The sequence below is a fragment of the Brevibacillus sp. M2.1A genome, from assembly GCF_013284355.2.
In the GTDB taxonomy this organism is placed as follows: Bacteria; Bacillota; Bacilli; order Brevibacillales; family Brevibacillaceae; genus Brevibacillus.
In genome coordinates, this window is record NZ_JABSUY020000001.1 from 2,663,566 (window position 1) to 2,684,460 (window position 20,895).

Genomic DNA, 20,895 nt, shown 5'->3' on the forward strand with positions numbered 1-20,895 from the left:
CATGGGCCGGATTAATTACAAGCGTCATAGGCGGCAAATTGAGGGTCTGTATGAGGATAAATGCACCATCTACCGTTATGAGAAGGTTACTGATTCGGAAACAGGAGAAACAACGTTAAAACCTGTTGCTGTTTACGCTGATCAACCCTGCCGCATATCGCAAAAGGCGCTTGGAACAAACAACCAAACAGAGGCGCAGAACAACATCAAATATGAGACGAAGCTGTTCATTGCTCCTGAGTTAGAAATCAAGCAAGGTGACATACTTGAAGTCACTAGAGGAACGATTACAAGGAAATACGAAGCAGGCGAGCCATTTCCCTATCAGAGCCATCAAGAAGTGTCCATTCAGCGTAAGGAGTGGGCTTAATGGCTAGATGGGGAAAGTTTGATTTCAGTGAGTTCGAAAAGCTTACAAAGGCATTTCAAACTACACTTGATGAACGTGTGATCGAACGTTTCATCAGAGTCTTTCTCATGGAAATGGCTATGCGTTCATTACGGAAGATTAAGAAACGTACTCCTGTAGGGGAAACGGGTGATCTACGTAATGGTTGGCAGATTGGGAGAATCGAAAAACGAGGAAACACTTATCATGTTGAGATTTACAACAACACTTACTATGCTTCCTTTGTAGAATATGGTCACAGGACTGGTAAGGACTTGACTGGATGGGTAGACGGTCGATTCATGTTGACCATATCCATGCAAGAGATAGAACGCGAACTCCCCAAGTATCTTGAGAAACGTGTGGTTGAACTACTGAACGACATCATGAATGGCAGACCGCCACGGAAGGAGTGATGGCGTGCAGCCGGTTGCTTTTTTAGATGTACGGACTGGTGTTTTAAAGGCATTGGCGCAAGCTTTCCCCAACATCGATAGGTTTGGTGAAGAAATCAAAGAGGGACTTAAACCGCCATGTTTTTTTGTGAAGATTTTAGAACCTACACATACACAGGAGTTGGGAAGGCGTTATGCACGTGAAATTCCTGTGGACGTCCATTACTTTGATGAAACAAATAAGGACCGCATAACTATGGCTGAGCAGTTGACGAGCCTACTTGAAACAATCCAAGTTAACGGGAACCCGATCAGAGGTATCAACGTTTCTTGGGAAATTGTCGATGAAGTACTTCACTTTTTCATTACTTACCGAATGCAAGTTTGGAAGCAGAAGCCTAGTTATCCAAGCATGCAAACTCTTGATATAGAGGAGGCATTGAAGAATGGCTGAGAGAGAGACGGGTCAAAAGGAACCAGCGTTTACTAAAGAGCAGCTTCTTACATCAAAGCAATTTGCACCATCTGAAAAAGATTTCCTTCGTGCAGTCCTTGAGGAAGGCAAGACATATACGATTGATCAGGCGCGAAAGGTGCTTGAAAAAACACTGAGCAAAGAGGTGAAGTAAGTTGGCAGGAGGTACATGGGTTGCACAAAACAAAGAACGGGCTGGCGTTTACATCAATTTCAAGAGCAAACAGAAACCGATTGGATCGATTGGCGAACGCGGAATTACTAGTCTGCCTTTGAATCTCTCATGGGGCCCAGCAAAACAAATTGTTTCACTAGATGCTGGCACAGACACAACTAAGTTGTTCGGATATGCATTGACAGATCCGCAAATGTTGCTAATTCGAGAAGCAATGAAACGCGCAAAAACCATCCTTATCTACAGGTTAAACGTAGGAACTCCTGCAACCGCAACTGTTGCTCCGTTAACTGCTACAGCGAAATACGGTGGTTCTCGCGGGAATGACATTACCATTTCCGTAGGTACAAATGTGGACGACAATTCCAAATTCGATGTAAAAACCTTTGTTTCTGGTATGGAAATTGATTTGCAGACTGTAGCAACTGTTCAAGAACTACAGGCAAATGATTGGGTGACATTCAGCGGAACCGGGGCACCAGTATCCACAGCAGGAGCACCTCTTACTGGAGGCGCTGACGGAACGGTAACTGCTCAAGATTACGCTGATTATCAAGCTGCAATCGAGGTCGAGGATTTCAACACGATTGGCTTAACCGTAACGGATACTACGATTAAAGATGTATTTGTGTCGTTTGTGAAGCGTCAGCGTGAGGATGAGGGGAAGAAGATCCAACTTGTCTTGGAGAACTATCCTACAGCGGATTATGAGGGCGTCATTAGTGTGAAAAATGGTGTTGTATTGGCTGACGGGACAACACTCACAGCTGCACAGGCAGTTGCATGGGTTGCTGGGGCTGAAGCAGGAGCAGAAGTGAATCAATCGCTCACCTTTGATGCATATGACGGCGCCGTGGATGTTACGCCCAAATACACCAATAGTCAGATCATCGAAGCCCTAAAAGATGGAGAGTTTCTCTTCACAGCATACAACGGCAGAGCGCTCGTAGAGCAGGATATCAACACATTCACCAGTTTTACAGTTGATAAGAACAAGGAATTCAGAAAAAATCAAGTCATCCGAGTGCTTGATGGACTGGCCAATGACTATCAACGAATCTTCACTGATTATTACATTGGTAAGGTTCCAAATAATGATGATGGCCGAAATTCGTTTAAAGGCGAATGCATCAATCTCGTTAATCAGTACCAAAACATTGGAGCTGTTCAAAATTTTGACCCTCAGACTGATATCGAAGTCCTACCTGGTCAAGAGGTTGATGCTGTTCTTGTGAATGAATGGATTCAGCCGGTAAATGCAATCGAAAAAGTGTATATGTCAATCACGGTGGAATAGGAGGGATAAATCATGACGTTTTTTCGCGAACAAGATGCGGTCAGCGGCAAGATGGCTCGAGCATACGCTACGATCAATGGAAGACGAGAGGAATTGTTTTATGCGAAATCGCTAGAAGCCACTATTGAGAAGAACAAAGTAGATGTGCCTATCTTGGGGAAAACAAACACCCCGCAACGTTCGGCAGGGTGGAGTGGATCTGGAACGTTGACTGTATACTATGTCACTTCAGTGTTTCGTCAACTAATGAGAGATTTCATCAAGACAGGTAAAGATTTCTGGTTCGATCTACAGATTATTAACGAAGATGAAACATCGGGAACAGGAAAGCAAACGGTAATGCTCCTTGGATGCAACTTAGATAGCATCATCGCTACTAAGTTTGATGCAACTAGCGACGACATGCTGGAGGAGGAGTTGCCATTTACCTTTAATGATTACGACTTGCTTGATCAATTCAACACATTAACGGGAGCTTAAGCAGCTCCCTTTTCACTTTAATTCGAAAGGAAATGATCATTAATGAGTACATTGCAAGATTTTCTGAACGCTAACCCAGTAGATAATTTAACAGATGAAGTTTATATTTCTGAACGATTTAAAGACAAGGATGGCAATCCCTTCCTCTTTAAAATCAGAGCGATGACCAACAGGGAGTTTAACGACATCCGGAAGCGTGCAACAAAAATCAAGGGAAGAAAAGCTGAGTTTGATGCCGAGGCTTTTAATAAGGCGATCGTCATTGAACATACGATTGTACCTGATTTTAAGAATGTTGAGAGTTTGAAGAGTCTGGGATGCGCAACTCCTGATCAGTACCTGGAGCGCGTCTTGCTTTCAGGTGAGGTTGTGGAGTTAGCTAGCCAAATTCAAAAGCTCAGCGGCTTTGATACAGAAATGGAAACGTTGGTGGAAGAAGCAAAAAACTAATCGAGGAGGGCGATCCAGAAGCGAATTACGCTTACTACGCTCTCCATAAACTACATATCCTCCCTAGGGATTTTATTAACATGCCCAGGGAGGATAAAGCTTTTGTAATAGCAGCCATCGATAAAAAAATCGAGGCTGAGAAAAAAGAAGCAGCAAAAATGAAACGAAAATAACCCCTTCTCGTAAGACTGTGGTAAAATCATAACAAAATTTACCTGGGGAGGAGTTATTATGCTTAAGGGTTGTTTCTCTGTAGTTTTGGCATTTGTTTTATTTTCGTCTCCGTTTGCTGTCCATGCTCAAGGGGCTAATCAAACTGTTAATAACAATCCAGAAACCAAACTTTTTGCTGTGGCGGGAACGGGTAAATATGTTGGATATAATGAATTAAAGGGATATCCGGAAGAAACTAAGTATAAAATTTACTTTAAAGGTGACCCAACGTCATTTTCGACAGCCATTGAAGATTTGAGACAAATTAATCTAAATGAGGTTGTCATCTGGAAGTATCAAGGAAAAACGTATCAAACAGTAAGAAAAGATTTATATGTCTTCTTCTCAGATACGACTTGGTTTAGGAATAACCTGAAGGGAATTACAGACTATACACTCACGCATGAGTGGTTTGTGAATACTTTTGGAAAAACTTATTTAGATTGGGCAGATGGAATTGGATATTCTAGCAATGCCCCAAGATTGGTTGAGAAATATTTCATACAAACGGGACAACTTAAAGTTAACAATAACGTTACTTTAACACCTGATGCTAAATTTGAACCCGTTGAAACTCAAGCAAAACCGAAATCTATTGAAGAAATCATAAAAGAGATCGAGCAGAATCAGAAAAAATAGAAGTATTTCTTAAAGGGCCTACATAGGCTCTTTTTTTATCGTCATAAAAAGGTGGTGAGGCATTGGCAACGGTTGCAGGTACAATAAAAATGTTCGACGCCATGACTGGACCTCTCAAACGAATAACACAAACTATGAATATCATGATATCTACCATGCATGATATGGAGAATGCGACAAAAGGGAACATTCAGATGGACAAAATGTTGTCTGCGGCTAAGCAACAACTTGCTCTAGCTGAAGCTGAGATCAACTCGGCAATCAACAAATCCACCCAGGCGCAGCATAACTTCAATAAAGCTGTATCAAATAGCAGATTTACTCTTAACGGGATAGTTGATAAGGTCTTTGCAATCAACGAAGCGTTAGAACTTATGCAGCAGCTTTGGAATGGCATTACGGCATCAATGGATCGTGCAGATGAGATTCTTGGTGTACACTCACGACTTAATTTTGTTAATGACGGATTGCAAACACAATACGAGTTACAAGAGAAGATTTTAAAGTCAGCAAATGCGACAAGATCAAGCTATCGCGATACATCAGACACAATTGCAAAGTTGGGTCTATTCGCCCCAAATCTATTCAAATCAACTGATAGACTCATTGGCTTTACTGAAACACTTAACAAATTATTTGTAGCAAGTGGGGCGGGAACGGTTGACCGCCAAGTAGCTTTGCAACAGTTGGGACAGGCATTGTCATCAGGCGTATTACAAGGGGATGAATTGAGGTCAATTAGTGAATCTGCACCTTTGTTTATGGATCAGCTTGCAAAGGGGATAGGCGTAGCCCGTGGGGAATTAAAGGGCATGGGGGCTGATGGTAAGTTAACGGCAGATGTTGTTGTAAAAGCAATCGAGAAGCAAGCGAATAGCATCGATAAGCTGTTTCAAACGATGCCTATGACATTTGGTGGAGCGTTTGCGATAATTAACAACAAGATTGATGCATGGATTGGAAAGATGTATGAAGCGGGTGGACCATTACGATATTTAACCAATCAACTTGAGAATATGATTTCGTGGATGGATAGCGATAGAGGAGCAGCCTTCTTTAGTGGAATGACTGCGGCTTTAAATGTGCTAATTTATTCTATAGTTCTATTTGGCAAAGCGTTCGGCGCTGCTCTCAATATCGCAATAGATTATGGACCAGAAATCACGGCCGTGCTCGCCACTTTAGCTCTGTACCTTATCCCTCTGCTCACCGCAAAGCTTTGGGCGATGGCTGCTCCTGTAAGACAGATTGCGATCAGCTTTTGGAGCGTTCATTGGCCTATTTTAGTAGTTGCACTTGCAATAGGTGTTCTAATTTTAATCCTACGCCAATTCGGAGTCACGACTGACCAAATTGTCGGATTTGTAACTGGAGTATTTATGGTTTTCTTTGCGGCCATCCAAAACGGCATCGGCTTTGTTTGGAACCATATTCTCGCCTTGGCTGAATTCCTAGCAAACATCTTCATTGATCCGGTTTACGCTATTCAAAAGTTGTTCTATGACATGCTCAAGAACGTCTCCAGTTACTTTTCAAACTGGTCGAATAACGTTGTGGATGTCCTGAACTGGTTGATTAGTAAGATCAATGAGGTATCAGGAATGACCATTCAAGCTATAGCTAAACAGGATAACTCCTGGATAGAGAAGTTTAAGCCAGAGACCAATAAAGCTGTGGTTGATCTATCAAAGTATCAAATGCAACAGAAGGACCTAGGCGCAGCTTATAAATCAGGATACAACTGGGGCACATCTGCATGGAATCAGTTTACGAATGGGCCGGCAGCTCAATTTGGCCCGATGGTTCCTGGTGGCGCTATGGATAAGATAGCGAATATCAACAAAGTTGGAGAAGTGGGTAAAATCCGAGACAGCGTAGATATTTCGAGTGAAGACCTCAAAACAATGCGTGAACTAGCTGAAATGAAAAACATCCAAAACTTTGTCACGTTGACTCCTGTTGTTCAAGTAACAGGAGACAATCACTACAACAGTGGCTATGATATCGACACGGTTATTTCGCGAATCAATCGAGGACTTGAAGAAGAAATCGCATCATCTGCAAAAATGGTTCTGAATGTTTAATGAGAGGAGGTACTTATGTCAAATTCTTATGGAATATGGCTCTCCTTTAACAACCAACAAGAAGGCTTCCAAATTCCAATCAATCCCGGAGAGATTGAAGTTGACGATGGCAGCAACAGCTCCACATACGATGTTGTTGGGCTTGGAGAAATAAATGTAATCAAAAGCCCTAAGTTGTCATCATTTGCATTTAGTAGCATCTTTCCGGCCCAAGCATATCCTTTTATCTCATCAACCGTCGTACTAGAGCCATCTGAATATAAAGACATGATTGGGAAATGGATGGCGACCAAAAGGCCCATCCGTTTTATTTTTACTGGAGCAAGTTTTGATATCAATGAGGCGGTCAGCATTGATGATTTTACGTGGAAAGAGGTTGCTGGTGGCGGCGGTGACATTGAGTATACGCTAAAGCTAAAAAAGTATGTATTTTACTCTGCCCAACGTATGAATGTATCCACAAGACAAGCAGGAGCAGCTGCCACGCAAGTTATTCAAAAGGGAAACAAACCGCGCCAGAATGATCGTCAGACGCCAAAGACGCACAAACTAACTCCTGGAGAGAACTTATGGACTATTGCAAAGAGAGAGTTAGGTGACGATTCAAAATGGAGAGAAATCCAAAGGCTTAACGGGATTTCTGACGCACAACTAAAGAAACTACCGGTTGGCATGGTGCTTAAGCTACCAGGAGGTACTGCAAATGTATGAGGTGCTTCTTGACAACAAAGATGGTAATGTCTGGGATATCTCTAATATCGTCACGGGTATTACATGGAAAACAAACCGGATCGGTAGTCCTGGAAGCCTCGACTTTACCCTAATTAAAGGTGCTATTTATCAGGACGTTTCATTCAAGGTGAAAAACGGAGATATAGTCCGATTCCGTTACAACGATCAAAACGTTTTTTATGGATATGTCTTCTCTATTGATGGTGGTAGAGACGAGAGTGTCCGGATTAAATGCTATGACCAGATACGGTACCTTTTGAACAAAGACACCTACGTATTTGCGAAGGTAACAGCAGCTGATATCATTCAGCGGATTGCCGATGATTTTAATTTGAAGACTGGTCAAATCACCGGAACTACTTACGTTATCCCAACCATGGTTGAGGACAACCAAACTTTACTTGATATCATCGATAAAGCTCTTGTCTATACCCTGCAAAATACAGGTGTAAATTTTGTGCTTTTTGATGAGTTCGGCACGCTGACCTTGCGCAATGTTGAGGATTTACTTGTAGATTTCATTATCGGTGATAACAGCCTAATGACCAATTACATTATGAAATCAAGCATCGATCAGGATACTTTCAACAAGGTGAAGTTGTACAAAGATAACAAGAAAACAGGTAAACGCGATGTCTACATTGCACAAGACAGCGCAAATATGAAGGCTTGGGGAACGCTCCAATTGACTCAATCGGTTGACGAAGACAAGAATGAGGCCCAGATTAACGCGTTGCTTAACGCGCTGATCACTATTAAGAATCGCGAATCAAAGTCATTACAGGTAGAGGCGATTGGAGATGTCCGAGTAAGAGCTGGATCATATGTCCCCATCGTAATCAATGAGTACAATATCAGCCAGCCGTTCTTAGTGGATTCTGCAACCCATCGATTTGATGGAGATGACTACATGATGACTTTGGAATTAAAGGTCATTTGAAGGAGATAGTTGATGAGTCTGCTAATGTTAATTAAACAAGCAGCCACTGAAGCTGTGGACGCCTCCAATCCGGTAGGTGTTTTTTTCGGCACAATTAAGAGTACTACCCCACTGGAAATCGATATCGACCAGCGATTTGTATTGACGAAAGAGTTTCTTGTTCTTACTGAAGGCACAAAAGAGTTGCGATATGGCGATATCATCTTGCGTCCAGCATTAAAAGCTGGTGATCGCGTTGTTCTCCTGCGCATTCAAGGAGGGCAGCAATACATTGTTTTAGAGAAGGTGAGGGATACATGATTCCAACAGGGACGACCATCCTAAACGCGCCTGTAGAGGCTCAAGAACAGCCATCTTTGACATGGAAGTTGGATCTTGAGAATAAGAGAATTACTCAAATGGTTGACGGTCTGGAGGCCGTTAAACAAGCAGTGTTCATCATCCTTGAAACGCAACGATTTCAATATCTCATATACAGCTTCGATTTCGGAAGCGAACTGGAAGGACTCATCGGAAAGAGTCCTCTTTTTGTGCAATCCGAAATCAGGAGGCTCATTAAAGAAGCGTTATTGCAAGACGAGCGAGTCATAGATGTGCAAAATGTAACTTTTCAAACGGAAGGCGATTCCATGCTCGTAGAGTTCACGGTTGTATCTGTGTTTGGGGATTTTACGATGACAAGGGAGGTGTAATCATGTATGAACAAATGACCTATGACTTCATTTTGAACAGAATGCTGGACAATGTGCCTCTAACAATAGATAACCGCACCGTGGACAAGCGAGAAGGAAGTTTGATTTACACAGCGTGCGCAGCAGTTGCTGCAGAAATGGCTCAGATGTACGCAAATACGGACATTAACCGGAACCTTTCTTATGCGGATACAGCGACAGGGGAATCTCTTGGCAAACGTACTGCAGAATATGGGGTTAATCGAGAACCAGCGACGAAGGCGAAACGCAAAGGCCTGTTTTACGGTGATAACGATGTTCCGTTAGAAATACCAATCGGCAGTCGCTTTTCACTTGATGCCATCAACTTTGTGGCGTTCGCAATGATGAGCGCTGGTGTTTATGAAATGGAATGTGAGCAAACGGGAACTGTCGGGAATCAAGCCTCTGGATCAATGCTTCCAATCGATTACATCCCTGGCTTAGTTCGAGCTGAGTTGACTGATGTATTGGTCCCTGGAGAAGACGAAGAGACAGACGAACAGCTACGCGAACGTTATTTTGAAGAGATGAACGAACCGGCATTTGGTGGAAACATCGCTGATTACAAGCAGAAGATCAACGCCATAGACGGTGTAGGTGCTACGAAAGTCTTCCCGGTTTGGCAAGGTGGTGGGACGGTCAAGTGTACAATCATCGGGTCTGATTGGAATGCTCCATCATCTACGCTTGTATCCGATGTCCAAACCATCGTGGACCCAATTGTGAATCAGGGAAAAGGATTGGGCACAGCACCAATCGGGCACACAGTCACCATTACTGGTGCAGCCAATCAAACAATCAACGTTGCTACAACGCTGACCCTCTCTGCGGGAACAACTATAGGACAGGTTCAATCTCCAATCGAAACAGCTATTGAGAACTATCTACTTGGCTTACGAAAAACATGGGCTGATACAACAGGAATTGTCGTGCGCGAGGCATTGATTGAGGCAGCCATTCTAAGTGTCCCAGGCGTGGTTGATGTAACGAATACAACTTTGAACGGAACAGCTGCTAACGTCACTTTGACAGACGAGCAAATCCCGATTAAAGGGACGGTGACATTGAGTGCCAGCTGATCGCATCCTAAAATATTGGCCCTCCTTTTATCAAGAGGTTGATGATTTCAAGGCTCTGGCTGATGTTGAAGCAACTGAATTGGATGATCTGGACAAGGCTATTCAACGGTCATTTGATGATGAATTTGTGATGACGTCAGGCCCAGAAGGCATTGAACGCAGAGAGAAAATGCTCGGTATTCAAGCCGACCCATCAACTGAGTCACTTGATTTCCGGAAGAAGCGCATTTTGAATCGGTATCAGACAAAGCCTCCTTTTACAATCAGATGGTTGCAACGACAACTAAATGAACTCGTTGGCGCAGGCTTGGTCATTGTAAATGTAGATGTTCAAAACTTCATTCTTTATGTGAAAGCAGACATAGATGCTGCTGCTGTATTCAAAGAGGTTAACCATACCGTATTAACTGTCAAGCCGGCAAACCTCATCTATAATCAACAAACCGAAATCAATGAGGGAATCACGCTTCAGGAGAACATCTACAAAAGCAGCTTAGATCGTAGAACTGGATTATCGACTACATGGCAGCTTGGAATAAGCCCATTTGCGATGAGGGGAGAGGAGGTACTAGTGAAATGATTACAGATGAATTTTTAGGAACCGTAGCTGAGTTTGTAAATTCGAAAGTGGCCAAAGTTGTGTTGAACCAGACTTATGAAATCACCAACTTTACGATCAAATCTGTACAAGGTACTGTGCTGACCATTGAATATATGGTTCCAACTGCAAGTGTAAGCGTCATATCACTGATCCAAATCAAAGACGCTGTTGGCGGATTGATTAGCGAGAATCAAGTTTATGTGCCAGTGCCATCAGATACGATCATCACCCAGACGGTCAAAGTAAGAGAACTAGTAGGAGTGGTGTAAAAATGAGGAAACCTGCCGATAACGGCCATTTGCAGAAGGAAGGGGGAGGAACATGCCAGTAGTTACGTTAACAACAGAAAATTCGATTATTAAAGATACGTCAATTATGAACTGGGCGCCCACCACCAATAACGCGAGTTCTGTAGGAATTGGAGTTGGGATAAACTCTAATGGCTTGCAGCGTAGTTTTTTAAAATTTGATCTAGGGCTGATACCGAACGATGCCATAATAAACAACGCTACATTGAATCTATACACATCACCGACCGTATCTGGTAGAACTATTGAAATTCACAAAGTTACTTCTGATTGGATTGACACATCTGTAACTTGGAATTCCGCTCCGGGATTTGACTCTTCAATTTCAACAACAGCTATAACAGGATCAACCGTAGGTACAATGAATTTCAATATAACTGGTTTAGTGCAAACATGGGTTAATGGCGTATCACCTAACTATGGAATGGCACTAAAAGATTCAAACGAGACAGGCAGTAATAATGCTACAGTATTCAATTCAACAGAGGCATCGTCGAATAAACCCACCATTATCATAGACTACTCCATCCCGATAACAGGCAAAAAACAGGTGGAATATGTGGGAAGTAGTCAATTTATCGACAACGACTCTCAAATCACACACAATTTACCTATTCCTGCACTAGCAAAAGATGGGGATTTTTTAGTAGTCCAGTTTACAGTTACAGCCCGAGGCTATAAATTACCGCCAGGTTGGGGAGTATGGATTACTGGGCTACAAGACGGTCGAGATCATGTCATAGCAGCAAAATTTAAAACGAGTACAGACGTCGGTAATGTTCCTATATCTACTGATACTGCCGGCCGCTTAAATGGGTACATGCACATTTTTAGAAATGTAAAGCAGGTTGATGGGAGATGGAGCAGGTTAATAAACGGATCGTCACTATACTTCCCAACTTCTTTAGCTACAACAAATAAAAACAACACAATGTTTGTTTTACTTAATTCAGTCACTGCCTATGCTACGTTTTCTCCACCCAAAAATTATAACGAGGCAGTGGACTCCGCGATGGTTGCCCCCTATTCGAGTAACTTGCAATGTGCATTTGGCTATATGCATGATAAGCGATCACAAAATGAAAGTGAATTGACATCTCAATCAAATTATTCTGCGAGTTATGGAGTAGCTGGGTTACTCGTGTTGGAGCCAATTATCAACAACCTGCCAACACTTACTCTAACATCACCTTCCAACAATCAGACATTGACGGAAGGAAAGACACTAACAATTTCCGGTTCAGCAACAGACGCTGATTCCGGTAATGTTGTCACAGTCAAATATAAAATCGACAACGGGACTACCTACAACATAACAGCATCCGTTTCGAATGGCACAACGCCTATAAACTTCAGCAAAACACTGACGTATGTGAATAATCGCCTCTATGACGGTTCTAATCCAGTCACTCCGATTTTGGCGGAGAACGTCACACATACTCTTACAGTCTGGGCTGAAGATGATCAAGGTGGAAAGAGTCCCGACACAACAAGGAACTTTACTGTACTGTACAATCAGCCTCCGCAGATTTCTGGAAGCGATCAGGATTTAGGAACAATCACAACGCCTCCGTCAATCCAGTACACCGTAACGGACGTAGAGGGATATTCTTTTACCATTACTGATGCCGTTGATGGCAATACAATTCGCTCTTTTCCTGGGACAGATGGTAAACAGGAAACCCTTACGATTCCTCACGACATGTGGATCAAATTACAACCAGGCGTAACACATCAATTGACCATTACTGCTACGGATCAATATAACGCATCGTCAAAGAGAACATTCACATTCAAACGTGCGGTTGATGGAATCGAATTAGCAACCACAGCAATTCTTCCAGCAGATGCGCAACCGACGAGGGTCATCCTTTCGCTCAACGGAACAATCCCAGACGGTGCAAATCTGAATGTACAGGTTTGCAACAACGCTCATGATGTGTCTCCTACATGGGAGGATATGTCTCAATCCGTAAAAAACGGTCGCCCTTACGTCTTCACCAACACAACAAGCACTTCAGGTCAATGGGGGATTCGATTTAAAATAAGCATTTTGCCAGGAGGATGAAACCATGTCATATCAAGCAAAACTTGACTGGAAGTATGCTGATACGCCGACGGAAGGAGATGTCAATCGATGGGAAAGGGGGATTCTTGACAACTACTTATCCATTGTTAATTTAATCACCCGTGTACAAAAGGTTGAAGATGCTCTGTTTTCGGATATTGCGCACAACAAGTTTGAGGAAGATTTAGCGAACTTAGATGATGTGAGTGTCACCAAAGGTTGGTTCAATGAAACCTACCAACGAATTGAAGGACCAAGCGGAATTATCTTAGATGGGTTTGGGGGTGCCTATGAATGAAACTTATCAATCCTAAGCCTATTTCGGAGATCAACCAGGAGAAAGACCTGTTAGCACAAAAGGACGAACTGATTGCCCAATTGAAAGCTGAAAATGCGCATCTCAAATCGCGTGATTCGCTTATTCAGGATGATGTGACGTTTATTCTCGAGACATTAGCAAACAACGGCATGGTTTGAAAGGGGATAGCATCATGGCTGAAACGCTACGTCAACGACTTGTTAGAGGTTATGCCTATCAGATTTACGTAGATGGGACAAAGCGGTTCACTGACATCAATGCGCAATATCACGAAGAAGTAAAACAGTACGCCGCCACTTACTTCACAGTTGAACCATTCGCTACAGAAGAAAACCGGACAAAGCAGTTGGACATTGCTTTGGTTAACGGATGGATCACTCAACAAGAATATGATGAAACCGTGGCCTATAAAGTAAGCTGATAGCTCCATAGGGGCTTTTTTTAATGCATAAAAAGCTGCGTGCATGACCGGCGGGAGTGCGGTAACACTTCCCACCGGACCATTCTCCACGCAGAAAAGAATGGTAAGGATAATTCTAGCAAATTCAATACACGCAGAAAAGAGGGACAAAGGATGCGTTTTTTTCTATCCCTTGGTTGCTTGGCGCTTGTTGTATTCTTCGGGGCATCCTACTATGCTACATCCTCAATAACGTTTAAATTAGACATCAACACGTCCAGCTATGAGGATTTAACGCGACTACCAGGGATTGGAGAAAAACTTGCCCAAGAGATCATCAGGAACCGTCCAATAAGCTCGTGGGAGCAGTTAGATAAGATCGGAGGCATTGGCGAACGTAGAATGCAATTGCTAAAAGAAAGGGTGATAATCCGGTGATTGATACAGCAATTCTGACAGAGTTTGCAATGAAATTTGGGCTCCCAAGCGCACTGTTCGTCACATGTGTGCTTTTTTTATTGCGCGAATACAAAGAAGAAAAACAGAGATCCCGCGAACGGGAGCAGCAGATCCACGAAGATGCAAAGCAGCGTGAAGAACGTTTAATGGATCATGTAGACAAGATGCAGGAGACGCAGGAAAAAATCGCATCTACTCTTGAGAAAATGGAGTTCCGAATCGAACGTCTTGAAAATAACTTCGGTACAAAATAGGAGGGATAACGATGATTGAAATTGGATTGGTAGTGGCTGTAGTAATGGCGATTGCAACTTGGTTGAAAAGTGAAGCTTGGTATCCAAACAAAATGATTCCGTTAGCCATTGTCTTAATGACAGTGGCTTTTAATTTAATCAATGCCTTACTGTTTAACGGAGACTTTTTAGAGTCTGGAAAATTGGCATTTATTGAAGCTCTTGCAGCAATCGGAATTCATTCCGGAGTCAAAAATTCGTTCCCGAAAAAAGGTGACGAGAATGACGCAGCTTGAGTTCATCTCAAAGGTTGCGCCTGCCGCTGTGGATGATATGCAAAAACATGGTGTTCCTGCATCTTTGACGATTGCTCAAGCTATCCTAGAATCCGGATGGGGAACCTCTGAACTAGCAACAAAAGCAAATAACCTTTTCGGAATCAAAGGGACGGGTCCTGCCGGGATATATCAGAAGGTTTCACCCGAATATGTAGACAACAAAAAAATCGAAAAGCTATCAGATTTCCGGAAGTACAACAACTGGCTGGAAAGTGTTCAGGATCATACAGCTAAACTCTTGGAACCCAGATACGCAAAGGTATTGGGCGCAAGTTACAGAGCTGCTTGTCAGGCCATTCAAGATGCAGGGTATGCAACCGATCCGAATTACGCTCAAGAGCTAATCAAGCGGATCGAGAAATACAAACTTGATCAGTACGATTCACAAGGAGGACAAACCATGCCACTTCCCATACTGATTATTGATCCGGGGCACGGTGGAAGTGACCCTGGAGCAGTCGGTGCAAATGGACTAAAAGAAAAAGACCTAAACTTACAAATTAGTTTGTATCAATACGCAAGGTTTCAGGCGTTAGGGGTTCCGGTTGTTCTAACACGCACATCTGATATCGCGCTGACGCCGGATCAAAGAACAAAACTTGTTCGAGAGAGTGGAGCCAAGTATTGTATCTCAAATCACATTAATGCCGGCGGAGGTGATGGAGCTGAGACGATCTACTCCATCCATTCTGATGGCAAACTTGCAAAAAAATTAGCAGAAGCTCTTAGCACGTCTGGACAAAATGTCAGACGTGTTTTTTCTAGGCAGGGTAAGCAAAATTATGACTATTATTTTATGCATCGCCAAACCGGAAAGATTGAAACGGTCATTGTGGAATATGGATTCATCGATTCAAAGCAAGATGATGTGGCGCAAATTCAGAGGGACTGGAAGATATGGGCAGAGTCAATTGTAAAAAATTTCTGCGAGTTCATTGGCGTTCCTTACAAGTCCCAAAATCCACAACCGGAGAAAAAACCTGTGGATAAAGTGTCTATCGAGGTCAACGGAAAGATGCTGCGAGTTCAAGGCTATCTCAACAATGGCGTCTCAACCCTTCCGGTGCGTGCGGTAGCAGAGGCAGTAGGTGTCTCGCCAGGATGGTGTCCAGACAGTAAGGCTGTGACAGTAAACGGCAAACAGTTAACGGTGACTATCGAGGCAGGTACATCTTACGCAACAGCCCGGGAGGTTGCATTGGCTCTTGGGCTGCAAATTGAGTGGGTACAAGAGACTAAAACGGTAAAATTGAAAGGTTGCGTAACTGTATAAAAGACTTGCTGAGAAAGAATAAAAAGAGCGTGCTACTTATTCTAACTGGTGTCCTTGGAATTGCAGGTGGAACCGTCATTGGTTTCGGTGAAGACATGCAAAAACAAATCGTTAATATCTTCGATCAACTACTATCTTCCCTTCACCCTTAATTGGGTGAGGGGCTTTTTTATTTTTGACAACAATTGTATGATTAAGAAAAAACGAGGTGGTAGAATGACTTTCAATTTAAAAGATTTTGGCGAACGCTGCACTGTGCTATGTTTTGACCTCGGAGAAAGACCACAAATCCTATTTACTGGACCTGAATGGAAAATGGATGGTGGTCCAGGTTGGGACACAATTCATTTCGGAACTGGTCCTGATTGGGTATTGAGTTTGGATGGCGGACCTGGCTGGAACCCGATGACTTTGCCCCACTAAAAAGTGGGGCTTTTCTTTTTTCGTCACCCGTCATAAAATAGGAACAAACGTTCTTGTTTAAGGGGTGATTGAATTTGCTTTCTGATATTGAGCGTAAGGTATTAAGAGTGATCGGAAACTATTCGGCAGGGCGGCGCAGAACACCAACTATCGACGAACTGTGTATCAAGACAGGGAGAGATAGAGGCGGAATCATGACAATACTCGATGCTCTCACGAAAGAAGAATACATTGAATGGCATAGGTCTGAGCCCGATAAGATGGAAGTGTTCGAGACTTGGGAAAGGAACGGTGTGTTGAGATGGCCTCTAAGATAGAAAATCCTTTTTCAATGCGTTTCGTGTTGCCGGAGCAACGTGCGCTGTATCTACAGATGAAGGAAGATGACAAGCTTGTATCTATGCCTATTGTTGAGCAAGATGAACTGGAATCCTTAAACTATGTTATTTGTGATTCAGCGCGGGCGGATTATGCTATTACAGTAACGTGGTGGAAGCAAGTAAAAGGCAATCTGGGAACGATATGCACGATGTGGGGTGTGGTCAAGTGGATTGACCAGAACGGCAGAAGAATTAAACTTGTGACCGATGAAGATAGCCAGTGGATATCTATGGATCACATAACAGCCGTAAAAGCGGATTAAGGAGGATTCTATGGCAAAGTCAACTACACCAAAACGTCCTACAAGAGATGAATTCGAGTTAGAGGAATTAGGGAGTCAACTCATTGAAGCAAAAGATGATGGCGACGAAAGGGCTCTGTCTGTCTGGGGCGAAGCAGAGAAGATCCGTGGACGGATCACTGTACTTGACTCGCGTACAAGGCTAGTTCATATAGAGGAAAACGGAGCAACAAGGAAGATACCTTTCATGGACATTATGAAAGTCTCCTACGAGTAATTACCAGCGCATGTCCCTTGCAGTATTGATACAATTATAGCGGTGATGCTATATGGAATTTATATACCCGATGCTGCTCGAGCAAGCTGATAAACCATTTTCGGACGGTCGCTACGTCTTCGAGCCTAAAATTGACGGCCACCGTCTGATTTTATCCCGGAGAAACGGCCAGACGCGCCTTTATACAAGACACAATAACGACGTGACCTCGAAGTACCCCGAATTAATTACGGACGGGCCTGATATCATCCTAGATGGCGAACTCGTGGTGATGGACCCAGACACAGGGATTCCTGACTTTGAGCTGACTATGCAACGATTCCATTCAAAGCGATCACGGCTGCCGATATCCTACGTTGTATTCGATATCCTACATTATGATGGAGTTGACCTAAGAGGACTTACTCTAATGGAGCGCAAAGCTGTCCTGGACGGTGCAATAACGAATACTCCAACCATGAGCAAAATCGCGTACATTGACGGTCGAGGCGAGGACTTATGGGGCGCAATTGTTGCTCGAAACATGGAGGGTATAGTCGCCAAGAAAAAGGATGGGCGATACCACTCGGATAAGCGGACAGACGATTTCATCAAGATCATTAATTATACGTATGTAGACGTCCAGATCGCAGGCTACAGAAAAGGTGATTTTGGCTGGCTCGCACATTATAATGGTCGCCCAGCAGGTGTCATTGAGTTTGGCGTGCCGCCTACTCATAAGAAGGCGTTTTACGGAGTTGCGAAATCATTGGTTACCGGAGAGGATCGCGATTTCGTTTACATCCAGCCTCAAATTAAAGCGCGCGTCAAAATGAGAAACTGGACGAAGAGCGGCATGCTACGCTCACCAGTATTCGTCGATTTTATTCTAGCCGCATAAGAACAAACCCGTCTCCACGTTGTAGAGGCGGGTATTTTTATTAGATGCTTTTTCCTATTTGCTCTAGCACCTTAATGAACAAGGGAGAGAGTTGAATAAGCAGATATCCCAATCCAGAGTTTTGAATTGTGGACCAGGCCCGTTCAGATTGCCCGAACATGAAGAAGAAGCAACCGCCGATCATGACTACTGAGGCAACAGGAAGAGAGATGGCCACAAGTATTTGCGTTAATGGATCGAGCGCATGAGCTAGGACCTGTAATGTTGCGCCGGCCACAACTTGTGTAGCGGCTGCTGGGATGCTTTCCGCTGCACTCGCGTGCAATGCAGGTGTTAGAGCAAGTGGAACTATTGCGCCTGTTTTAATCAGCGCATCTGTAAGCTTCTTCAGATCGCGCTTTTTAGTCTTCGTATTCCAAGTACCATCCATGAAATCACGGAACTTGATAACCTCAGTTCTCGTCATTTTGACCACTCCTCACATGATGTCATTTATCTGGCACACCTCAACAGGCAATCCCTCGCACAGCTCTGTAAAGCGTCTGACTCTGCTTTTGCTGACCGTAACAATATGCAGAGTAGGGAAGTATCCAAACTCCTTCTGAAACAAACCTCGCTCTAACATATCCCTGTATCGCTTTATCTTTGCGCTGTTCTCAGCCATGCTTTGTGTGTTATCGACTTCGAGAAAGTTGTGGCGCTTATTCTTTGTAAATAGAGCATCAGTCACAAGTGTTGTTTTGCCGTCCGTCACTTTAATTTCAGTGCGCCAATTGACTGGGCATCCCATGTGGAAGAAATAATCGTTACGCATAAGAGTGTGCTTTGTTTGCAAAGTGCGACGCACAATCTTCTGCGATCCGATCATTTGCCGACCTACTCGACTGAGATAGTACACGGTGCCGTATTCTTCTTCTCGAAACGATTGAAGGTATTCTTCCATGTTCTTGAGGACCTTTTGCGCGTTCCTGTCGCCTCCTAGACGGTGTATCCGTTGGATATGCGACCTACTCAAAAAACCGAATCTGTCCAGACTGTGGAGGATTTGTTCTTGCCTCTCTATGCGCTTCACGGCTGTTGTCTGCATCGTTCTGCTCCTTTCTCGGCTTGATGACGATGTGAGGTTGAACAGACTGCCGAATTGTCTTTGAGTCTATGAAAGGAGTCTGCACAATCTGCATTTTGTCTGCTGTCTGGTATATGGCGCGGCCTTTTATCTCAGGGAGTGTTTCGGCCCCAGTCTCATCCAAGACCACACGGGAGGCCGTAGCTGTTTGCACGCGAAAGCATAGCTTGGCGTCACTGTTTTGCTTGCATTGGCGCGGAATTACATCGCCAGTAGGGTATTGAGTGGCGAGTATTTGCCTATACCCTAAACCTGCACCCAGTCGAGCTATCTGGCTCAAATATGTTTGGCAGCGTTCCTTAATGGCGCGGTCCTCTTTGGAAACAGACTCGTCAGGGTTTAATTCTCCGACCTCATCAATGATAATGAAGTGTCTGACCTTCTCTCTGGCTTCCTGCACGTTCCTGTAGCCCTTCTGCTTAATCGCCGATTGTTTACCCCTCATATCCTCGACGAGCGTACGCAAAGCCTTATCAGCCTCTTCTGGCTCCTCTGCATAGTTGATCACTTGCTTAGCATTTCGGTAGTCCGAAAACTCCACGCCGCCTTTCAGATCGATCAGTGTGAATTGAACGTTGTCCGGCTGTTGAGCTAGTAGAGTTGTGATGATCAGATTCAAAAAGTTACTTTTGCCATATCTCGTGGCGCCCCCAACTACCATATGGGGAATCTGTTCGAAATCGTGATGGATAATCGCGTTTCCTTCTCTGATCAAACCAACAGGCACCTTCCAATTGCCAGCTGCGAGTGCTTCTTCGTATTTGACTAGGGAGGGCATTGGTTGATTGTAAACCTTCACTTTGAGCAGCCCATCATACGTAAGCTCAACTTCCTTTTTGGCAGTCTTTTTCTTCGTAAGGAGCGCTTTAAGTTGGGGGAGTAGGGGGCTGGTGAGATCGATGGTTTTTAGGTCTGGAAAGGAAAATGACAGCGTGGTTTTGCGGTTGTTCAACCCGTCTTGAATGTGAGCGAGTTTAGCCTGGTAATCCTCAAAACTTCGGCCCAACGGAATGCGATACCGGTACTCTGTACCCCAGGAGTGATTTACTTTTTTTACAAGCTGCGCGGTATAAGTTTTGTCTTTGTCCTTTACATTCAATCCGGTCAGAGAAAAAATCTTGTTCAATTTCTCACTGTCGTTTGTAACTCCAGACTTTTGCAAATGAGCATACAGTGCAACACCTCCCAGCACAGCAGACGAGATCACTTCCAAAATCACCGATCACCAACTCCTTTCACACCACCTCATTGTTGTTTCGATAGAAACAGTTGCGGTTGAAACGAACGAGTAGATATTCAATAATCATTGCCAACGTTGTATTTTTCAGTTCGTATTGTCGTTCATAATGTCCGCCAAACAAACGAACGAGATTACGAACTCACTCTGGTACAATTGATGCGGTATAAATTGTCCATTATTCCGATTTGTAACGGAAAAAATGACTAAAATTATTCGGTCTTGTCCAAAATGGTTTACTGAGGTGAGCAGAATGTTTGGACTGGGTAAG

The 20,895-nt window shown here is 43.6% G+C and carries 31 protein-coding genes; 28 read left to right on the forward strand and 3 right to left on the reverse strand.

The genetic code is table 11. The features are described 5' to 3' along the window. The first annotated feature begins 1 nt into the window (after position 1). The 28 genes from HP567_RS13075 to HP567_RS13205 all read left to right on the forward strand — a co-directional run bounded on the left by HP567_RS13075 (position 2) and on the right by HP567_RS13205 (position 18,261). Complete coding sequence (locus HP567_RS13075; RefSeq protein WP_173611587.1) at positions 2-370, forward strand: DUF6093 family protein; 369 nt, start codon at positions 2-4, stop codon at positions 368-370. Then, on the forward strand, positions 370-804 hold the full coding sequence (locus tag HP567_RS13080; RefSeq protein WP_173611586.1) for an HK97 gp10 family phage protein: 435 nt from the start codon (positions 370-372) through the stop codon (positions 802-804). Before HP567_RS13075 ends, HP567_RS13080 begins: the two co-directional genes overlap by 1 nt. A 4-nt stretch (positions 805-808) precedes the next feature. After that, the gene (locus HP567_RS13085) at positions 809-1,237 is read left to right on the forward strand and encodes a phage tail terminator family protein (RefSeq protein WP_229088009.1); all 429 of its coding nucleotides are present in this window, start codon (positions 809-811) and stop codon (positions 1,235-1,237) included. After that, positions 1,230-1,412 (forward strand): hypothetical protein, encoded by a 183-nt coding sequence (locus HP567_RS13090; protein ID WP_173611584.1) that lies wholly within the window; start codon positions 1,230-1,232, stop codon positions 1,410-1,412. The genes HP567_RS13085 and HP567_RS13090 overlap by 8 nt, the downstream gene beginning before the upstream one ends. 1 nt (position 1,413) lies before the next feature. Then, complete coding sequence (locus HP567_RS13095) at positions 1,414-2,730, forward strand: phage tail sheath family protein (RefSeq protein ID WP_173611583.1); 1,317 nt, start codon at positions 1,414-1,416, stop codon at positions 2,728-2,730. Between the two features lie 12 nt (positions 2,731-2,742). Then, positions 2,743-3,210 (forward strand): phage tail tube protein, encoded by a 468-nt coding sequence (locus HP567_RS13100; RefSeq protein WP_173611582.1) that lies wholly within the window; start codon positions 2,743-2,745, stop codon positions 3,208-3,210. A gap of 42 nt (positions 3,211-3,252) precedes the next feature. Further along, entirely contained in the window at positions 3,253-3,660 is a 408-nt protein-coding gene (locus HP567_RS13105) for a phage tail assembly chaperone (RefSeq protein WP_173611581.1), read from the forward strand. Between the two features lie 231 nt (positions 3,661-3,891). Continuing rightward, positions 3,892-4,512 (forward strand): hypothetical protein, encoded by a 621-nt coding sequence (locus HP567_RS13110; RefSeq protein WP_173611580.1) that lies wholly within the window; start codon positions 3,892-3,894, stop codon positions 4,510-4,512. Between the two features lie 62 nt (positions 4,513-4,574). After that, complete coding sequence (locus HP567_RS13115; protein ID WP_173611579.1) at positions 4,575-6,596, forward strand: tape measure protein; 2,022 nt, start codon at positions 4,575-4,577, stop codon at positions 6,594-6,596. Positions 6,597-6,611: 15 nt separating this feature from the next. Further along, on the forward strand, positions 6,612-7,307 hold the full coding sequence (locus tag HP567_RS13120) for a LysM peptidoglycan-binding domain-containing protein (protein ID WP_173611578.1): 696 nt from the start codon (positions 6,612-6,614) through the stop codon (positions 7,305-7,307). After that, complete coding sequence (locus HP567_RS13125) at positions 7,300-8,268, forward strand: XkdQ/YqbQ family protein (protein WP_173611577.1); 969 nt, start codon at positions 7,300-7,302, stop codon at positions 8,266-8,268. The genes HP567_RS13120 and HP567_RS13125 overlap by 8 nt, the downstream gene beginning before the upstream one ends. 12 nt (positions 8,269-8,280) lie before the next feature. Next, positions 8,281-8,568, forward strand: a complete 288-nt coding sequence (locus tag HP567_RS13130) for a DUF2577 domain-containing protein (RefSeq protein WP_173611576.1) — start codon at positions 8,281-8,283, stop codon at positions 8,566-8,568. Further along, the gene (locus HP567_RS13135) at positions 8,565-8,960 is read left to right on the forward strand and encodes a DUF2634 domain-containing protein (protein WP_173611575.1); all 396 of its coding nucleotides are present in this window, start codon (positions 8,565-8,567) and stop codon (positions 8,958-8,960) included. The genes HP567_RS13130 and HP567_RS13135 overlap by 4 nt, the downstream gene beginning before the upstream one ends. 2 nt (positions 8,961-8,962) lie before the next feature. Next, on the forward strand, positions 8,963-10,060 hold the full coding sequence (locus tag HP567_RS13140) for a baseplate J/gp47 family protein (protein ID WP_173611574.1): 1,098 nt from the start codon (positions 8,963-8,965) through the stop codon (positions 10,058-10,060). After that, a complete protein-coding gene (locus tag HP567_RS13145) occupies positions 10,050-10,640 on the forward strand; it encodes a putative phage tail protein (RefSeq protein WP_173611573.1) in 591 nt (196 codons plus the stop codon). The genes HP567_RS13140 and HP567_RS13145 overlap by 11 nt, the downstream gene beginning before the upstream one ends. Further along, positions 10,637-10,930 (forward strand): ketopantoate hydroxymethyltransferase, encoded by a 294-nt coding sequence (locus HP567_RS13150; RefSeq protein WP_173611572.1) that lies wholly within the window; start codon positions 10,637-10,639, stop codon positions 10,928-10,930. Before HP567_RS13145 ends, HP567_RS13150 begins: the two co-directional genes overlap by 4 nt. 52 nt (positions 10,931-10,982) lie before the next feature. Next, positions 10,983-13,037, forward strand: coding sequence for a DNRLRE domain-containing protein (locus HP567_RS13155; RefSeq protein ID WP_173611571.1), 2,055 nt, complete (start codon positions 10,983-10,985; stop codon positions 13,035-13,037). A 4-nt stretch (positions 13,038-13,041) separates the two neighbouring features. Next, on the forward strand, positions 13,042-13,335 hold the full coding sequence (locus HP567_RS13160; protein ID WP_173611570.1) for a hypothetical protein: 294 nt from the start codon (positions 13,042-13,044) through the stop codon (positions 13,333-13,335). Then, positions 13,332-13,514, forward strand: coding sequence for a hypothetical protein (locus tag HP567_RS13165; RefSeq protein ID WP_173611569.1), 183 nt, complete (start codon positions 13,332-13,334; stop codon positions 13,512-13,514). The genes HP567_RS13160 and HP567_RS13165 overlap by 4 nt, the downstream gene beginning before the upstream one ends. A gap of 14 nt (positions 13,515-13,528) precedes the next feature. Next, on the forward strand, positions 13,529-13,777 hold the full coding sequence (locus HP567_RS13170) for a hypothetical protein (protein WP_173611568.1): 249 nt from the start codon (positions 13,529-13,531) through the stop codon (positions 13,775-13,777). Positions 13,778-13,930: 153 nt separating this feature from the next. Beyond that, positions 13,931-14,194 carry a ComEA family DNA-binding protein gene (locus HP567_RS29990; protein ID WP_173611567.1) on the forward strand — a complete coding sequence of 88 codons (264 nt, stop codon included), beginning with the start codon at positions 13,931-13,933 and terminating at the stop codon, positions 14,192-14,194. Further along, positions 14,191-14,469 carry a hypothetical protein gene (locus HP567_RS13175; RefSeq protein ID WP_173611566.1) on the forward strand — a complete coding sequence of 93 codons (279 nt, stop codon included), beginning with the start codon at positions 14,191-14,193 and terminating at the stop codon, positions 14,467-14,469. The genes HP567_RS29990 and HP567_RS13175 overlap by 4 nt, the downstream gene beginning before the upstream one ends. Before the next feature lie 11 nt (positions 14,470-14,480). Beyond that, positions 14,481-14,744, forward strand: coding sequence for a hypothetical protein (locus tag HP567_RS13180; protein ID WP_173611565.1), 264 nt, complete (start codon positions 14,481-14,483; stop codon positions 14,742-14,744). Continuing rightward, positions 14,731-16,059, forward strand: a complete 1,329-nt coding sequence (locus tag HP567_RS13185) for a glucosaminidase domain-containing protein (protein WP_229088010.1) — start codon at positions 14,731-14,733, stop codon at positions 16,057-16,059. The genes HP567_RS13180 and HP567_RS13185 overlap by 14 nt, the downstream gene beginning before the upstream one ends. Before the next feature lie 78 nt (positions 16,060-16,137). Next, positions 16,138-16,482 (forward strand): hypothetical protein, encoded by a 345-nt coding sequence (locus tag HP567_RS13190; protein ID WP_173611564.1) that lies wholly within the window; start codon positions 16,138-16,140, stop codon positions 16,480-16,482. Positions 16,483-16,759: 277 nt separating this feature from the next. Further along, entirely contained in the window at positions 16,760-17,125 is a 366-nt protein-coding gene (locus HP567_RS13195; protein WP_370648005.1) for a YolD-like family protein, read from the forward strand. 10 nt (positions 17,126-17,135) lie between these two features. Continuing rightward, positions 17,136-17,381, forward strand: a complete 246-nt coding sequence (locus HP567_RS13200) for a YolD-like family protein (RefSeq protein ID WP_173611562.1) — start codon at positions 17,136-17,138, stop codon at positions 17,379-17,381. A gap of 52 nt (positions 17,382-17,433) precedes the next feature. After that, on the forward strand, positions 17,434-18,261 hold the full coding sequence (locus tag HP567_RS13205; protein WP_173611561.1) for an ATP-dependent DNA ligase: 828 nt from the start codon (positions 17,434-17,436) through the stop codon (positions 18,259-18,261). A 40-nt stretch (positions 18,262-18,301) separates the two neighbouring features. On the opposite strand, the gene HP567_RS13210 is transcribed toward HP567_RS13205, so the two are convergent. From HP567_RS13210 to HP567_RS13220, 3 genes are read right to left on the reverse strand one after another with little or no spacing between them, the layout of a single operon-like run. Then, positions 18,302-18,727 (reverse strand): hypothetical protein, encoded by a 426-nt coding sequence (locus HP567_RS13210; RefSeq protein WP_173611560.1) that lies wholly within the window; start codon positions 18,725-18,727, stop codon positions 18,302-18,304. A gap of 12 nt (positions 18,728-18,739) precedes the next feature. Further along, positions 18,740-19,348 (reverse strand): replication-relaxation family protein, encoded by a 609-nt coding sequence (locus HP567_RS13215; protein WP_173611559.1) that lies wholly within the window; start codon positions 19,346-19,348, stop codon positions 18,740-18,742. Continuing rightward, positions 19,269-20,606 carry an FtsK/SpoIIIE domain-containing protein gene (locus tag HP567_RS13220; protein WP_173611558.1) on the reverse strand — a complete coding sequence of 446 codons (1,338 nt, stop codon included), beginning with the start codon at positions 20,604-20,606 and terminating at the stop codon, positions 19,269-19,271. The genes HP567_RS13215 and HP567_RS13220 overlap by 80 nt, the downstream gene beginning before the upstream one ends. Between the last annotated feature and the right edge of the window lie 289 nt (positions 20,607-20,895).

Excerpts from the sequence above, each read along its gene's own strand:
- HP567_RS13075 (WP_173611587.1), top strand. The coding sequence starts at position 2 with ATGGGCCGGATTAATTACAAGCGTCATAGGCGGCAAATTGAGGGTCTG.
- HP567_RS13080 (WP_173611586.1), top strand. The coding sequence starts at position 370 with ATGGCTAGATGGGGAAAGTTTGATTTCAGTGAGTTCGAAAAGCTTACA.
- HP567_RS13090 (WP_173611584.1), top strand. The coding sequence starts at position 1,230 with ATGGCTGAGAGAGAGACGGGTCAAAAGGAACCAGCGTTTACTAAAGAG.
- HP567_RS13100 (WP_173611582.1), top strand. The coding sequence starts at position 2,743 with ATGACGTTTTTTCGCGAACAAGATGCGGTCAGCGGCAAGATGGCTCGA.
- HP567_RS13105 (WP_173611581.1), top strand. The coding sequence starts at position 3,253 with ATGAGTACATTGCAAGATTTTCTGAACGCTAACCCAGTAGATAATTTA.
- HP567_RS13110 (WP_173611580.1), top strand. The coding sequence starts at position 3,892 with ATGCTTAAGGGTTGTTTCTCTGTAGTTTTGGCATTTGTTTTATTTTCG.
- HP567_RS13120 (WP_173611578.1), top strand. The coding sequence starts at position 6,612 with ATGTCAAATTCTTATGGAATATGGCTCTCCTTTAACAACCAACAAGAA.
- HP567_RS13125 (WP_173611577.1), top strand. The coding sequence starts at position 7,300 with ATGTATGAGGTGCTTCTTGACAACAAAGATGGTAATGTCTGGGATATC.
- HP567_RS13130 (WP_173611576.1), top strand. The coding sequence starts at position 8,281 with ATGAGTCTGCTAATGTTAATTAAACAAGCAGCCACTGAAGCTGTGGAC.
- HP567_RS13135 (WP_173611575.1), top strand. The coding sequence starts at position 8,565 with ATGATTCCAACAGGGACGACCATCCTAAACGCGCCTGTAGAGGCTCAA.
- HP567_RS13140 (WP_173611574.1), top strand. The coding sequence starts at position 8,963 with ATGTATGAACAAATGACCTATGACTTCATTTTGAACAGAATGCTGGAC.
- HP567_RS13150 (WP_173611572.1), top strand. The coding sequence starts at position 10,637 with ATGATTACAGATGAATTTTTAGGAACCGTAGCTGAGTTTGTAAATTCG.
- HP567_RS13155 (WP_173611571.1), top strand. The coding sequence starts at position 10,983 with ATGCCAGTAGTTACGTTAACAACAGAAAATTCGATTATTAAAGATACG.
- HP567_RS13160 (WP_173611570.1), top strand. The coding sequence starts at position 13,042 with ATGTCATATCAAGCAAAACTTGACTGGAAGTATGCTGATACGCCGACG.
- HP567_RS13165 (WP_173611569.1), top strand. The coding sequence starts at position 13,332 with ATGAAACTTATCAATCCTAAGCCTATTTCGGAGATCAACCAGGAGAAA.
- HP567_RS13170 (WP_173611568.1), top strand. The coding sequence starts at position 13,529 with ATGGCTGAAACGCTACGTCAACGACTTGTTAGAGGTTATGCCTATCAG.
- HP567_RS29990 (WP_173611567.1), top strand. The coding sequence starts at position 13,931 with ATGCGTTTTTTTCTATCCCTTGGTTGCTTGGCGCTTGTTGTATTCTTC.
- HP567_RS13180 (WP_173611565.1), top strand. The coding sequence starts at position 14,481 with ATGATTGAAATTGGATTGGTAGTGGCTGTAGTAATGGCGATTGCAACT.
- HP567_RS13185 (WP_229088010.1), top strand. The coding sequence starts at position 14,731 with ATGACGCAGCTTGAGTTCATCTCAAAGGTTGCGCCTGCCGCTGTGGAT.
- HP567_RS13200 (WP_173611562.1), top strand. The coding sequence starts at position 17,136 with ATGGCAAAGTCAACTACACCAAAACGTCCTACAAGAGATGAATTCGAG.
- HP567_RS13205 (WP_173611561.1), top strand. The coding sequence starts at position 17,434 with ATGGAATTTATATACCCGATGCTGCTCGAGCAAGCTGATAAACCATTT.
- HP567_RS13210 (WP_173611560.1), bottom strand. The coding sequence starts at position 18,727 with ATGACGAGAACTGAGGTTATCAAGTTCCGTGATTTCATGGATGGTACT.
- HP567_RS13215 (WP_173611559.1), bottom strand. The coding sequence starts at position 19,348 with ATGCAGACAACAGCCGTGAAGCGCATAGAGAGGCAAGAACAAATCCTC.